Annotated in this window: 13 protein-coding genes; 6 read left to right on the forward strand and 7 right to left on the reverse strand. The window is 55.8% G+C overall.

Annotated features, from left to right (window positions below):
- Positions 1-15: 15 nt before the first annotated feature.
- Positions 16-1,704 carry a nitrate/nitrite two-component system sensor histidine kinase NarQ gene (gene narQ, locus FHW04_RS15360; RefSeq protein ID WP_179420094.1) on the reverse strand — a complete coding sequence of 563 codons (1,689 nt, stop codon included), beginning with the start codon at positions 1,702-1,704 and terminating at the stop codon, positions 16-18.
- A gap of 254 nt (positions 1,705-1,958) precedes the next feature.
- Here narQ and FHW04_RS15365 point away from each other — a divergent pair, with 254 nt between their 5' ends.
- The 4 genes from FHW04_RS15365 (at position 1,959) to FHW04_RS15380 (ending at position 5,993) form a co-directional block, all read left to right on the forward strand.
- Complete coding sequence (locus tag FHW04_RS15365) at positions 1,959-2,231, forward strand: YdgH/BhsA/McbA-like domain containing protein (RefSeq protein ID WP_031375840.1); 273 nt, start codon at positions 1,959-1,961, stop codon at positions 2,229-2,231.
- A gap of 281 nt (positions 2,232-2,512) precedes the next feature.
- The gene (ansP, locus tag FHW04_RS15370; protein WP_031375841.1) at positions 2,513-4,009 is read left to right on the forward strand and encodes an L-asparagine permease; all 1,497 of its coding nucleotides are present in this window, start codon (positions 2,513-2,515) and stop codon (positions 4,007-4,009) included.
- A 144-nt stretch (positions 4,010-4,153) separates the two neighbouring features.
- A complete protein-coding gene (gene nudK, locus FHW04_RS15375; protein ID WP_089561688.1) occupies positions 4,154-4,732 on the forward strand; it encodes a GDP-mannose pyrophosphatase NudK in 579 nt (192 codons plus the stop codon).
- 187 nt (positions 4,733-4,919) lie between these two features.
- Complete coding sequence (locus tag FHW04_RS15380; protein ID WP_069728726.1) at positions 4,920-5,993, forward strand: DUF1176 domain-containing protein; 1,074 nt, start codon at positions 4,920-4,922, stop codon at positions 5,991-5,993.
- Here the strand turns inward: FHW04_RS15380 and ampH are convergent.
- The 6 genes from ampH to amiA all read right to left on the reverse strand — a co-directional run bounded on the left by ampH (position 5,990) and on the right by amiA (position 13,912).
- A complete protein-coding gene (ampH, locus tag FHW04_RS15385; protein WP_069728727.1) occupies positions 5,990-7,153 on the reverse strand; it encodes a D-alanyl-D-alanine-carboxypeptidase/endopeptidase AmpH in 1,164 nt (387 codons plus the stop codon). The genes FHW04_RS15380 and ampH overlap by 4 nt on opposite strands.
- A 253-nt stretch (positions 7,154-7,406) precedes the next feature.
- On the reverse strand, positions 7,407-9,407 hold the full coding sequence (gene tkt / locus FHW04_RS15390) for a transketolase (protein ID WP_031375845.1): 2,001 nt from the start codon (positions 9,405-9,407) through the stop codon (positions 7,407-7,409).
- A 58-nt stretch (positions 9,408-9,465) separates the two neighbouring features.
- A complete protein-coding gene (tal, locus tag FHW04_RS15395) occupies positions 9,466-10,416 on the reverse strand; it encodes a transaldolase (protein WP_031375846.1) in 951 nt (316 codons plus the stop codon).
- Positions 10,417-10,987: 571 nt separating this feature from the next.
- Positions 10,988-11,833, reverse strand: coding sequence for a class I SAM-dependent methyltransferase (locus FHW04_RS15400; protein ID WP_089561690.1), 846 nt, complete (start codon positions 11,831-11,833; stop codon positions 10,988-10,990).
- 212 nt (positions 11,834-12,045) lie between these two features.
- The gene (hemF, locus tag FHW04_RS15405; protein WP_089561691.1) at positions 12,046-12,960 is read right to left on the reverse strand and encodes an oxygen-dependent coproporphyrinogen oxidase; all 915 of its coding nucleotides are present in this window, start codon (positions 12,958-12,960) and stop codon (positions 12,046-12,048) included.
- A gap of 100 nt (positions 12,961-13,060) precedes the next feature.
- Entirely contained in the window at positions 13,061-13,912 is an 852-nt protein-coding gene (amiA, locus tag FHW04_RS15410; RefSeq protein WP_069728730.1) for an N-acetylmuramoyl-L-alanine amidase AmiA, read from the reverse strand.
- 207 nt (positions 13,913-14,119) lie between these two features.
- On the opposite strand from amiA, the gene FHW04_RS15415 reads away from it, so the two are divergent.
- Both FHW04_RS15415 and FHW04_RS15420 read left to right on the forward strand, forming a co-directional pair.
- Positions 14,120-14,545: a GNAT family acetyltransferase gene (locus FHW04_RS15415; RefSeq protein WP_031375849.1), complete on the forward strand. Its 426-nt coding sequence runs from the start codon at positions 14,120-14,122 to the stop codon at positions 14,543-14,545.
- Complete coding sequence (locus FHW04_RS15420; protein WP_031375850.1) at positions 14,535-15,002, forward strand: DUF2919 family protein; 468 nt, start codon at positions 14,535-14,537, stop codon at positions 15,000-15,002. Before FHW04_RS15415 ends, FHW04_RS15420 begins: the two co-directional genes overlap by 11 nt.
- The last annotated feature ends 49 nt before the right edge of the window (positions 15,003-15,051 follow it).

Here is a 15,051-nt window from a genome sequence, read left to right on the forward strand (position 1 = left end):
ACCCGCACCGGCACGCTATTCGAACTGACGCGCCGGACGCGGTGGAAAACGCAGTGCGACCTGGGTGCCGCGTGGCTGGGCGCTGATGCTGAGCTTGCCGTCTAAGCGCTGCGCGCGCTCCGCCATAATGGTCAGTCCGTAGTGGCCTGGCGGTTCATCGGTGTTGCTGATGCCAACGCCGTCATCGGTAATCGTCAGTAAGTGCTCACCCTGTTCGGTGTGCTGATAATCAATGCTGATGCGCTGCGCGCTGGCGTGACGAATCGCATTCAGCAACGCTTCGCGGGCGATCTGTAAAACATGGACCTGCTGCTGCGCTTCGAGACTCTCTAAGCCTGGCTGATAGTTGAAGAGAATCTGCGCGCCGGTCTGTTCCTGCAGCGAGGCGATCATCGCCTGCATCGCCGCCACCAGATCCGCCTGTTCGATGGTCAGGCGAAAGGTAGTCAGCAGTTCCCGTAACTGGCGATAGGCATCGGCCAGCGCCTGATCAAAGTCGGCAATGATGCCGTGGGCGGCGTGGTCAGATTTATCGACGGTCCGTCGCAGCAGCGTAAGCTGAATGCGCAAAAATGACAGCGACTGCGCCAGCGAATCGTGCAGTTCGCGAGCGATAGTGGTGCGTTCCTCAATCAGCAGCATCTGCTGATGCTGCTTCTGGGCCTGCCAGATCCAGATGGCGCGTCCCAGCATCGCCGCCAGGCTGCGCATTAACTCATCCGCCGGGGCAGGGGCGCGCGCCCGCCAGCGCAGTTCGCCAATCTGCTGGTCGCCCTGCTGCAGCGGCAGTCGTTGCCAGTCCGTGGTGGCATCACATTCACCGGCATGAAAATGAAACTGGTCGCTGTCGAGCCGAATCGCCGTCAGTTTCTCGCGGGTCAGGACATTATTGAGCACCGCTTCAAACAGGGCCGGATGCAGCGGGCTGGCGGTCAGCATCTGTGAGCTGTCGTACAGCAGCGACAGTGTGCGGTTGGCCTGAGTAAGATCTTCGGTTTTGGCGCGCACCGTGCTTTCCAGCAGCTGATAGTGTGAATGCAGGCGGGTCGCCATGCCGCTAAACGCTTGCGACAGCACCTTTAGTTCGTTCTGCTGCTCCACCCTGAGCGGCGGAAAATCAAAATTGCCGCTCTCAACATAGCGGCTGGCGGTGACCAGCGCATTGAGCGGGCGCACCACCTGCTGCCGGGTGAACCGAATAGTCAGCAGCGCCAGCGCCACAATGGCGATGACCCCGGCCAGGCTGCTGGCCGCCACCAGCCGCATTTTCAGTTCAGCATAGCGCTGCAAGCCCAGCACGAAACGGTCGATCTCGCCGACGTAAAGCGGTACCTGCTGTTGATAAGCCAGCGCATCACCCTGTTCCAGCCGCTGCTGCAATGACGGCCAGCCTGCGCGTAACCGCTGGTAGAGCAGCTTAACTTCGCGCGGCACCCAGGGGCGATCCAGCTTTTGCAGCACCGGAGCGTCGAGCGTCTGCCGGAACAGCACCAGATGTTGAGGCAGCTGCTGTGGCTGACTGCTGGCATCCCAGGCCATACGGTAACTCTGCATCCGCAGCGATCCCGCCAGATTGATCGCTTCGGCATCACGCTGGCTACTGAAGAGGGTGACTAGCGCCAGACCGGTGGTCAGCAGTGAAAGCAGCACGATGGCGCTTAACGCCTGCGCAATGCTGTGGGTAACGGAACGTTTAACAATCACATCAATAGCCCTGTAGGGAGTGCGGGATTATAAGAGAGCGGTGGCACAACGCAAAGTCCCAATACCCTGTTTATTACACAAGCCGTTACATAATGTACATAAAATGACCGCAACTGACCGTTCCCAGGAACGCACAGACAAAGGCGTTTAAAAAATAACCAGCTTTACGCCCGGCAGAGGTTGCCTTTCATTGCAGCGTTAATAATTCATCCAGTCATTAAAACACTCGCGGATCACATTTTAAGGAGCATCTGATGAAAAGACTGAATGCAGTTCTGGCTGGTGCCCTGCTGGCTACCGCCTCATTTTCAACCTTCGCTGCGCTGCCGGTTGACCGTGACCAGGCGCAGAGTATGCAGAGCATCGGCAACGTTTCCGTCTCTAATGTCCGTGGCTCACTGGATGATGCGAATCGCCAGCTGTCACAAAAAGCGGAAGAGATGGGCGCCAGCCACTATCGCGTTATCGGTGTCGACAACCCGGGTGACTCCAGCCTGTGGACCGGCACCGCAGAGATCTACCGCTAATCCCACCCTCCCGGTTTCCATCCCTGTAGCTTTTACCGGCCCGTTTGCGGCCGGTTTTTTTGTTTTTGTGCATCAGAACCGATTCTTACAAATCAACCCGTGCAGCCTCCCACTATATTTTGCTTCGTTCTTGCAGAACGGGTAGGATTCATCGCCGTTAATTCCCGCGCTGCTTTCGCTAACTCACAGGCAGACGCACAGAGGAAAATACCCCATTTCGCATGGCATAACGCAATCGTTTGGATGTACTGCGACTGATGGTCAGGACAAACAGGAAAGCTATGAAATCGAATAAAAAATCTGCGGCCGAGATGCGCGCTGCAAAAAGACGCTGGCTTAATTCGCACGACAGCGGCTATCAAAAGGCGATGGGCAACCGTCACGTACAGATGATTGCTATCGGCGGCGCCATCGGCACCGGTCTGTTCCTGGGGGCCGGTGGCCGTCTGCAGGCGGCCGGACCGGCGCTGGCTATCATCTATCTGGTGTGCGGCATCTTCTCCTTCTTTATCCTGCGTGCCCTGGGCGAACTGGTATTACATCGCCCCAGCAGCGGCAGCTTCGTCTCCTATGCCCGTGAATTCCTCGGTGAAAAAGCGTCATACGTCGCAGGCTGGATGTATTTCGTGAACTGGGCCATGACCGGTATCGTCGACATCACCGCCGTCGCGCTCTACATGCACTACTGGGGCGCGTTTGGCGATGTGCCACAGTGGGTCTTCGCGCTTGGCGCGCTGGCCATCGTAGGCACCATGAACATGATTGGCGTGAAGTGGTTCGCCGAGATGGAGTTCTGGTTCGCGCTGGTCAAAGTGCTGGCGATTGTGCTGTTTCTGGTGGTAGGCGTGGTGTTCCTCGGCACCGGCAAACCGCTGGATGGCAACAGTACCGGTTTCCATCTGATTAGCGACAACGGCGGCCTGTTCCCGCATGGCTTACTGCCGGCGCTGGTACTGATTCAGGGGGTGGTATTTGCCTTCGCCTCGATTGAGCTGGTCGGCACTGCGGCCGGCGAATGTAAAGACCCGAAAACCATGCTGCCAAAAGCGATCAATAGCGTGATCTGGCGTATCGGCCTGTTCTATGTCGGGTCGGTGGTGCTGCTGGTGATGCTGCTGCCGTGGAATGCCTATCAGGCAGGTCAGAGTCCGTTTGTGACCTTCTTCTCGAAGCTGGGCGTGCCTTACATTGGTAGCATCATGAATATCGTGGTACTGAGCGCGGCGCTCTCCAGCCTGAACTCCGGCCTTTACTCGACCGGACGTATTCTGCGTTCCATGTCGATGGGCGGATCGGCACCAAAATTCATGTCAAAGATGAACGGTCAGCAGGTGCCTTATGCCGGTATTCTGGTCACCATCGGCGTCTACGTGATTGGCGTGGTGCTTAACTACTATGTGCCTTCGCAGGTATTCGAGATTGTCCTGAACGTCGCTTCGCTGGGAATTATCTCTTCCTGGGCATTTATTGTGGTATGCCAGCTGCGGCTGCGTAAGGCGATCAAAGAAGGCAAAGCGGATGACGTCAGCTTTAAGCTGCCAGGCGCGCCGTTTACCTCGTGGCTGACGCTGCTGTTCCTGTTCAGCGTGCTGGTGTTGATGGCGTTTGATTATCCGAACGGCACCTACACCATCGCCTCAATCCCGCTGATTGCGGTGATTCTGGTGCTGGGCTGGTTTGGGGTCCGTAAGCGCGTCAGCGCTATTGCGGAAACCGAACACGATCACCATGAAGAAGAGCCGAAGCCAGCCCGACTGGCAGATGAAAGCTCGCACTAATCTCAGCGCGTCGTGAATAAGCCAGCCTGCGGGCTGGCTTTTTTATTGCCGTTTATCCAGCGCGGCGGCAGGCGAATTCAGATAGTTTTCCCGGCGGCTTCATCCTATGATGGCAGACTCCCTTTATGCTGTAGCGGAGCGCGCATGTCGTTTAAGATCAATATCATCAAAGATAAGTTGCTGTCTGATAACTGGTTTGTGCTACGCAACTTCACCTATGAAATCACCGACCGGCGTGACAAAGTGATTCGCCATAAACGCGAAGTCTACGATCGCGGCAACGGGGCGACTATCCTGCTGTATAACCGCGAAAAGAACAACGTGGTGCTGACGCGTCAGTTCCGCATCGCCACCTACGTCAACGGTAACCACAGCGGCATGCTGATCGAAGCCTGCGCTGGCTTACTCGACGACGATTCACCCGAAGATTGCATTCGCAAAGAGGCGATTGAAGAGACCGGTTATGCGGTAGGCGAGGTAGAAAAACTCTATGCCTGCTACATGTCGCCGGGCGGAGTGACCGAGCTTATCCACTTTTTCGCTGCTGAGTATAATGAATCGCTGCGCGACAATGCGGGCGGCGGGGTTGAGGATGAATCGATCGAGGTGCTGGAGATCGCTTTTCCTGAGGCGCTGGCGATGGTCAAAGATGGCCGCATCTGCGACGGTAAAACCGTGATGTTGTTACAGCATGCGCAGTTAGCGGGCTGGTTAAAGCCGTAACGCGCGCAGCGAACCGATCCGATTTTATCCTGAGTAGCGGTGGCTGATGCGTTACTTTTCACTGAACCATGGCTGCTTTTTAAGCAGTTAATCGCGCTTTCTGGACGGGTTCACAGAATGCGGCCGCCGTCGGGCCCGTTGATGCGCTATCATCTCCACTCTGAGTATTCGGGGATCGATTTTCTTAATGTCGTATTGGATGAAATCGCTGTGGCTGTCGTCTTCGCTGTTGGTTGCCTCTGTGCAGGCCGAACCGTTGCAGAAGTCGTTTAACGACTGGCAAATGACCTGTAACAACGCGGCATTCTGCGTGGCACGCAATATTCCGGGCGACAAAGGATTAGTAATGACGATTTCGCGTCATGCGGGGGTCAATGACCGCCCGCTGCTGCGTATCGACTATGGCAGCGCCTACAGCGGTGAGCTGAAGGGCGGGCCGCTGCAGGATAATCTGTTGCTCGACCAGCGTCGCCTCAAACCCGATCTGAAACACTGGACGGTAGAACCCCATCATCTCGCCACCAGCAACGCCATCGCCATCGATGAATTCCTTGATTTGGTACTGGACGCAAAAACCGTGCAGCTCACCTACGATCCCAATGCCCTGATCTCGCTGCGCGGCATGAAAGCGGCACTGCTGCTGATGGATGATGTGCAGGGCAGGGTGAATGGCATGAGTGCCTGGGTTAAGCGCGGCGACCGGGCCAGCTGGGATGTGCCGCCGTCACCGACTCTGCCGCCATTACCGCCCGCGCCGCCTCAGCCTGCTGCGCTGACCCGCGAAGAGACCAGCGGACTGATCGATTACGGCACCTGGCGCATCAATACCGACTCCTGTTCGCTGGACCCGATGCGGCGCGAAGTGAGCGTGGCGCCGCTGACCGATCAGAAAGCGCTGCTGCTGGTGAGTTGCGAAATGGGCGCTTACAACGTGATCGATCTGGCGTTTGAAGTGACGCGCAGTCAGCCTTACGTGGCGAGAGGGGTGACGCTGACCCTGCCATTTACGCCACCGGGTACCAGCGAACGCCAGCTTGAGTTGATTAATGCGGATTACGATGCGGCTACCGGCCAGCTCTATACCTTTGGCAAAGGACGCGGATTAGGCGACTGCGGCAGAGCGACACGCTGGCAGTTTGACGGCACGCGTTTTGTGCTGGCGGAGTATGCTGAAGAATCGACCTGTGACGCCTGGCACAGCAGCGATGACTGGCCCACCCTGTGGGTAAGCCAGTCCGCCAGTACGGTGCAGCAACGTTAACGAATCGCCTGCACCATCATCGGTGATCCCAGCTGGTTACCGACCAGTTCAGCCAGCATGTTGTTCACGCCATCGCTCATCGGTGTAAAGCGGGTGAGCGGTGAGCGGGTGACGACCACAAACACTCCCACATTATGCTGCGGCACCATCGCCATATAGGTAATGAAGCCGCCGCCACCGCCGGTTTTCTGAATGATGCCAGGACGTCCGGATTTTGGTCCCATATAGACCCAGCCCATTCCCAGCGCGTCGGCTTTGCCCGGCACATCCATGCCTTCAACTTTATGCAACTGGTCGCGGCGATAGATCAGCGTCTGCAGCCGATCGATCTGCGGCGTGCGCTGGTTGACCGATGAATTAAGGAACTGCTGCATCCAGCGACCCATATCATCCGGCGTGGAGTAGACGCCTCCGCTGCCAATCGCGGCCAGCGTATTGTTACAAGGGCTGGCGCCTTTCTCGGCCACCATTAACCGGCTGCACTGCTCTGGCGACGGGGTAAACGTGGTGTCTTTCATGCCGAGCGGTCGGGTAATCAGCTGCTGAAACAGCGCCGGATAAGGCGTACCCGCTGCCCGCGACAACGCATCGCTCAGTAGATCGTATCCCAGGTTGGAATAGGCGGCATCGCTGCCCGGTGCTGATTTAAGCGTGGCACCAGAGAGCCAGTCCCAGCGCTCAGCGCGTGTGGGCCAGACAAAGACCGGACGATGAGGTTTACCGCCGGGCTGCTCACGCGGCAGACCGCTGGTATGAGTCGACAGGTTAATCAGACGAATCGGCTGGCCGTTGTAGCCCGGTACCCGCGCGCCCGGCGGCGCATATTTACTGAGCGGATCGTCGAGGCGGATCTGGCCGCGCTCCGCCAGCTTTACCATCACTTCGCTGGTCATGAGCTTACTGAGTGAGGCGATGCGAATCAGCGAATCTTTTTGCGGACGCACATTGTTGCCTGGCCGGGTTTCACCAAAGCTGGCGAACACCCGCTGATTGCCATCAATGGCCACCAGCGCCATGCCGGTCGCGCCGCTGCCGTAAAAGATATGTTCCGCATAGCGATCGACAATCTGTGACGCCAGCAACGGATCGGGCGCGACCTGCGCCATGCTTTTTAATGGAAGCAGAGAAACCATTAAGGCCAGTAAATATGATGTGCGCATGTTCAACGGAGAGGGCTTCGCTATTAAATCGGCGGAAAATGGCTGCCTTAATACTTCAGGAAGTCGCCGACAGCAAACCGCAACATTCCATCAGACAGGAAGAGGCGGGCGGCCAGCGGACAGGCAGCGTAAAATAGGACGAGTCTATAGTAATCAGTTTGCGCGAGGCGGGAAGAGGGGTAAGCAGATTTTTTTCTGTTTCAGGCTATGAGCAGAAATGGCCCTTCCCGATCGGCCGGGAAGGGCAAAACCATTAAACTGGCTTGAGTAATGCTTCAGCGTGGCTGACGATGTTTTCAATCGTGAAGCCAAACTCAGGGAACAACTTACCGGCCGGCGCTGATTCGCCAAAGGTGGTCATCCCGACAATCGCACCATCCAGTCCGACATACTTGAACCAGTAATCAGCGATACCGGCTTCAACCGCCACGCGCGCTTTCACGCCGCTCGGCAGTACCGATTCACGGTAAGCGGCATCCTGTGCATCAAACAGGTCAGTAGATGGCAGAGAAACCACCCGGACTTTATGGCCACCGGTGGTCAGTTTCTCCGCGGCGCCAAGGGTGATCTCAATCTCTGAACCGGTCGCGATCAGAATCACTTCTGGCGTACCGTCGCAGTCTTTCAGCACATAACCGCCGCGCTTGATGTTCTCAATCTGCTCTGGCGTGCGCTCCGGTTGCAGCAGGTTCTGACGTGACAGGATCAGCGCCGTCGGGCCGTGATGGCGTTCTACCGCCGCTTTCCATGCCACCGCCGTCTCAACCTGATCGCACGGACGCCAGACGCTCATGTTCGGCGTCAGGCGCAGGCTGGCGATCTGCTCAACCGGCTGGTGCGTCGGGCCATCTTCACCCAGACCAATCGAGTCATGGGTATAGACCAGAATCTGCCGCGCTTTCATCAGTGCCGCCATACGCGCCGCATTACGCGCGTACTCAACGAACATCAGGAAGGTCGCGGTGTAAGGCACGAAGCCACCATGGTGAGCGATACCGTTACCAATCGCTGTCATGCCGAATTCACGCACGCCGTAGTGGATGTAGTTACCGGCCGGATCGTCTTTAATCGACTTCGAGCCTGACCAGATGGTGAGGTTACTCGGGGCCAGGTCAGCCGATCCGCCGAGGAACTCGGGCAGTAATTTACCGTAGGCTTCCAGCGAGTTTTGCGACGCTTTACGGCTGGCAATTTTCTGTGGATTGGCCTGCAGATCGTTGATGAATTTGGTGGCTTCCGCTTCCCAGGTAGACGGCATTTCGCCATTCATCCGGCGCTCATATTCCAGAGCCAGCTCAGGATGGGCCTGCTTATAGGCGGCAAATTTAGCATCCCAGGCTTTTTCGCGTTCCGCACCGGCGGCTTTGGCATCCCACTGCTGGTAGATCTCTGCCGGAATTTCAAACGGCGGATAGTTCCAGCCGAGCTGCTTACGCGTCAGCGCCACTTCTTCCTCACCCAGCGCCGCACCGTGTGACTCTTCTTTACCGGCTTTGTTCGGCGAACCGAAACCGATAATAGTGCGGCAGATAATCAGTGACGGCTTGTCAGTCACGCTCTGCGCTTCTTTGATCGCCTGGCTGACTGCTTCCGGATCGTGTCCGTCAATGTCGCCAATCACATGCCAGTTGTAGGATTCAAAGCGTTTATGGGTGTCGTCGGTAAACCAGCCTTCGGTCTCGCCATCAATCGAAATACCATTGTGGTCGTAGAAGCCGATCAGTTTGCCGAGGCCCAACGTACCGGCCAGCGAACAGACTTCGTGCGAGATCCCTTCCATCAGACAGCCATCGCCCATGAAGACATAGGTGAAGTGGTCAACGATGTCGTGATCCGGGCGGTTAAACTGCGCCGCCAGGGTGCGTTCGGCAATGGCTAAGCCGACAGCATTCGCCAGTCCCTGACCCAGCGGGCCGGTGGTGGTTTCAACGCCAGGGGTGTAGCCGATCTCCGGGTGGCCCGGGGTTTTTGAATGCAGCTGACGGAAATTCTTCAGCTCTTCAATCGGCAGATCATAACCGGTCAGGTGCAGCAGGCTGTAAAGCAGCATTGAGCCGTGACCGTTGGAGAGAATAAACCGGTCGCGGTCGAGCCAGGCGGGATTGGTCGGATTGTGTTTGAGGAAGTCGCGCCATAAGACTTCAGCGATATCTGCCATGCCCATTGGCGCACCCGGGTGACCTGAGTTTGCTTTCTGTACCGCATCCATACTCAGTGCACGAATCGCGTTTGCCAACTCTCTGCGTGAGGACATAAAGTTCTCCCTTGTTAAGAATCAGGGCGGGAAATTCCCGCCCGACTAAAAATGAACACTACAGGCGTGCGGCGAGCACATCTTCCAGCTTCTGCTGGTCAACCGCGAACTGACGGATACCGTCAGAGAGTTTTTCCACCGCCATCGGATCCTGGTTATGCTCCCAGCGGAACTCAGCTTCAGAGAGCGGCGACGGCTGATGGAAGCCTTCGGTTGATGGTTCCAGTTTACGTTCCAGCGGCGCATCGCTGTTCTGTAACTCTTCCAGCAGGTTAGGCGAAATGGTCAGACGGTCGCAGCCGGCTAGTGCCACAATCTGCTCCACTTTACGGAAGCTGGCACCCATGATGATGGTGCTGTAGCGATGCTTTTTGTAGTAGTCGTAGATGCGACGAACGGATTTCACGCCCGGATCTTCATCGACCACATAAGGGTCCATCGGTTTGCGGCTGTTGTACCAGTCATAAATACGGCCAACAAATGGCGAGATCAGGAACACGCCCGCCTCGGCACAGGCTCGCGCCTGGGCAAAGGAGAATAGCAGCGTCAGGTTACAGTTGATGCCATTTTTCTCCAGCTCTTCTGCCGCGCGGATGCCTTCCCAGGTTGAGGCCAGCTTGATCAGAATACGTGAGCGGTCGATACCATGCTCTTCGTACAGGCGAACCAGTTTCTCTGCTTTAGTCACACACATGCCACGATCGAAAGAGAGGCGCGCATCCACTTCGGTCGAGACACGGCCCGGTACGCTTTTCAGAATCTCCATACCGAGGTTAATCGCCACTTTGTCGCTGGCGTTGATGATCTGCGTCTCTTTGCTGCCGCCCTGTTTTTTGGCGTAGTCGATCGCATCATCAATCAGGTGTTTATAGGCATCAAGACTGGAGGCTTTGAGGATCAGTGACGGGTTGGTGGTGGCGTCTTCCGGATGGTAATTGCGAATTGATTCGATATCACCACTGTCCGCCACCACGGTGGTGAACTGTTTTAGGGCTTCTAGCTGGTTCATTTCTAAACTCCTTGAAAAGAAAACATGAAAGCGAAAAGGGAGCACCTCAGGCCTCGTAGCCAATCTGTGGCGTGCTCTGCTACCGGGAACGCGAACCCATAACATTGCAACAGACACTTTCCGATGAAAATGCGGTTTCTCTGATTGTTGCGCTGCGAGGCGGTGCGAAGGAGCCGTCATGCGGTGTTAACCGTGGGGTGCGCCATATTCCACCTCTAAGCATAGCAGCCAGGATAAATGACGCAGGCAACACTGTAGCAATCCGTGCCGTATCAGCGACACCGGCAGCGCACGACGGTTGAGGCGGGAGTGACACGCGTAAGCATTGCCGTCAGTCAGGCGGCAATAAAGGAAGCGTCGGCGAAGGGCGACAGCAGCGGCTGGTCCGCTAAGTTGATCTGTAATCGGGACCGGGGTTTTGATGTGGTGAGTGCAGAGTAAGTGCGTTGTGGAAAGACGGCGGGAAATCGGCCTCTTCCCCGGAGGGGAATAGCCGATAACCGTTGAGTGGCGTGTTATATCATCAGGATGAATACGGGCTGCCGGGGAAACTTATTGAATCGGAGCGCAGTTAAACACTTTCAAAAAATTCTGAGAACCCGATTTTTGGATGAGGATAGTGAAACTTGTTATGGCTCAGTGGAATATACATTCCTTCAGGCTCGCCGGGCATGAAGTAATTACCTTCCCATTTGTTGGGTTCGAAAAGTCGGCTATCATTATAAACGCTGCCGATAGGCGCGTAGGTGACATCCCGTCCAAAAATGGAATACACTGCCGCATCAACAAAATTAAAATACTTAGGTATGCCGCGCAAATGGGTATCCTGAATCAGGATGCTGTGCAGTTTATCTTTTAAATAATAGAGGCTGCCGAGATCACGAATCACCTGTTCAAACGAGTGTGAACCATCATGATGAATAATGATTTTGACATTCTCTTCGCCCATCAGCACATCTCTGACATATTCCGGCAGCGTACCGTGAAACATTCTGACCCGGCTTTCAACGGCTTCAGGGTAGCTTCTTCTGGCGCGCTCGTGGGCAAACTGTAAAAAATTACGGTTGATATCGATTAAGTCGAGTTCAATACCCAGATAATGGGCACACCCCGCTAAAATTGAGGTACTTCCGCCCATAAATACCCCGACTTCAACGATTCTGTTTGCTTCGCCCAGAGACGATTTAATCGTATTGAAGATGTCATAGTAATATTTTGCTGAGCATTGGTCTTCATAATGGTCGTTGCCGGTGCCGGTGTTTCTTTTTGCAATCAGATCATCGAAGATAATGTTTTTACCCAGCCACGGAGTAAGGTCGGGTTTGAAGCCGCTGTATATTTCGATATTAAGACGCTCAGCTATCTCAGCAAAATTAAGCGATTGTAGTGTTTCGTCGGGATCTATAAAAAGTGCCATTGCTGTTATCCTTGTCGCGAGATTACTTATTATATCAATTAAAGGTCAGGCGCTAACGGATGAGCATCAAACAGAAATGAACGCTATTCTGATATTATTTATGAGTGATTGTGGCAAATGGAATAACTTTATTAGCAGCTACAGTGAAAGAGTGTATTCAGGGGGCGACGATCGTGACTCCGCAGCGCAGGCCGCGCTGCGGAGTCATGCGATCAGGCGGGAAGATTCAGCCAGTTCTTTACCGGCAGGAAATCGCGGTAGAGCGCGGCTTCAGGCGAATCCTCAACCGGCTGGTAAGCATATTCCCAGCGCACCAGCGGCGGCATCGACATCAGGATCGATTCGGTACGGCCGCCGGTCTGCAGACCAAACAGCGTGCCGCGATCCCACACCAGATTGAACTCCACATAGCGGCCGCGACGATAGAGCTGGAACTGTCGTTCACGGTCGCCCCACGGATGATCTTTACGTCGTGCCACAATCGGTAAATAGGCATCGATAAAGCCGCGGCCCACCGCCTGCATAAAGCTGAAGCAGTGCTCAAAGTCAGGGGTATTAAGATCGTCAAAAAACAGGCCGCCAATGCCGCGCTGCTCATCGCGATGTTTGAGATAGAAGTAGTCGTCGCACCACTTTTTATAACGTGGATAGATATCGTCGCCAAACGGCTGGCAAATATCGAAGGCGGTCTGATGCCAGTGCAGCGCATCCTCTTCAAAGCCGTAAAACGGCGTCAGGTCAAAACCGCCGCCAAACCACCACACCGGATCGGCTCCCGGTTTCTCAGCAATAAAGAAACGGACGTTAGCATGGCTGGTGGGCACGTAAGGATTATGTGGGTGGATCACCAGCGAGACGCCCATCGCTTCAAAGCTGCGACCCGCCAGCTCTGGCCGGTGCGCGGTTGCCGAGGCCGGCATTTGATCGCCATGCACATGCGAAAAGTTGACGCCCGCCTGTTCAAATACCGCCCCGTTGTGCAGCACACGGCTCTGCCCGCCGCCGCCGCCGGGACGCTGCCAGCTATCTTCGGCAAACTGTGCGCCGCCATCTTCTGCCGCCAGGCGGCTACAAATCTCATCCTGCAGGGATAGCAGGAATGCTTTTACGCGGGAAATATCAGCCATCTCTTCGCTTATTGTTGGTCAAAGTCTGCCGCGATTATACGCAAAATCTGGCGGCTTGCATGGCTGCGGCGGTGCTAGTGCGCTGAACAGCTGGCCACAATCAGGCGTTGTGGCGATCGAATTCATCGAAGTAGTTGACGATACCGCTGGCAATGGCAGCGGCAATCTTCTGGCGGAACGCGCTGGTGCCGAGCAACTGTTCTTCACGCGGATTGGTAATAAACGAGGTTTCAACCAGCACCGAAGGAATCGACGGCGACTTCAGTACCGCAAACGCCGCCTGTTCGGTGTGCTGGCTGTGCAGATGGTGCACCGGCCGGATCTGGTCCAGCACGTGCTTACCGAGCGTCAGGCTGTTTTTGATGGTATCGGTCTGCACCAGATCGAACAGAATTTGCTGCAGATAGTGATCCTGTTGCTGCACCTTCACGCCGCCCAGTTTGTCGGCATCGTTTTCCCGCTGCGACAGATAGCGTGCCATTGAACTGCTGGCGCCGCGATTGGAGAGCGCAAACACCGAAGCGCCATTAGCGTCCGGGCTGGTGAACCCATCGGCATGGATCGACATAAACAGATGCGCGCCGTGCTGATGGGCAATCTCGACCCGCTGATACAGCGGAATGAAATGGTCGCTGTCGCGCGTCAGTCGTACCTCAATGCGCGGATGGCTCTGTAACTGACGCTGCACATTGCCGGCGATCTCCAGCACGATGTGCTTCTCTTCCGATCCCTCTTCGCCCACCGCGCCAGAGTCAACGCCGCCGTGGCCGGGATCAAGCATGACGATGCGCTTGCCATTTTTGGCTGGTGGAGCAGGGCGCGGATGACGCGTACTGTTCTGCAGCCCAGCAGACGCCTCTTTGGCCTGAACGGCACGCGGCGATAAAATGGCCAGCGCCAGCCCGGAAAGCAGTAACTGGCGACGGTGGATCAAACGTTTAAGCAAATGCATGTGCGGGTCCGTTCAGAAGAATGTTGCCGATGTTATAGCGTAACGCTATGCCGGCTGCGATCTCTGAAACATTTCAGGGCATTACTTTGTATTTCAGTCCGCGAACAGAAAATTTGCGTTTTTTGTTTGTCGCCAGCGTGGCGAGGGTTGCGTGTGTCGAAGAATGCGTGATAATCAGCAAATTGTGGTTAGTTGCAGGTAAAGAAGATGGAAATCCGCGCCTTCCGCCAGGAAGATTTTGAAGAAGTGATCACCTTATGGGAACGTTGCGATTTGTTACGGCCATGGAACGATCCGGAGCTGGATATCGAACGTAAGATGCATCACGACCCCGATCTTTTTCTGGTCGCTGAAGTGGGCGGTGTGGTAGTGGGCACGCTGATGGGGGGCTACGATGGCCACCGCGGTGCCGCTTACTATCTGGCGGTCCATCCAGATTATCAGGGCCGCGGCTTTGCCAATGCCCTGATGAACCGGCTGGAGAAGAAGCTGATTGCCCGCGGCTGTCCGAAACTGCATCTGATGATCCGGGAAGAGAACGATCAGGTGGTAGCGTTTTACGAGAAGCTTGATTACGAGCCGGTTGATGCGCTGCTGTACGGCAAGCGTCTGATTGAAGATCGTGAATATTAATCCGTCACCCGACTATCTGCCGGATGAATATGATGGCAAAGGGCAGCTGCGGCTGCCATTTCTTTTTTGGCTGATCCTGCTGCTACAGGCACGCACCTGGCTGCTGCTGGTGATGGCCGGGGCTTCACGTCAGCAGGGCAACGATCTGCTCGCGCTGTTCTATCCTGACCAGCAGGCGTTCTGGATCGGTCTCGCGCTCGGGTTACCGGCGCTGGCGGGGCTGCTGCTGACCGGCTACCGGACGCGCTGGCCGCGTCTGTGGCAACACTGGCGCAGCGTGCTGGCGCTTTCACTGCTGGTGAATTTACTCTGGCAGGGCGTGCAGTTTATTCAGGGCGATCTGCTCAGCTCGCCGCTGCCGCTGTTACTGACGCTGTTTGACCTGCTGGCGTTGATCTGGCTGCAAAGCAACCGGCGTCTGCGCGACTGCTTTCTGCCCGAACACCATCTTAAATAAACTTTTTGCCGCTTTGCGACTCCAATCAGTTCCGCCTTTCCGGCATCGC

The organism is Pantoea sp. AN62, from assembly GCF_050432985.1.
Classification (GTDB): Bacteria; Pseudomonadota; Gammaproteobacteria; order Enterobacterales; family Enterobacteriaceae; genus Pantoea; species Pantoea brenneri.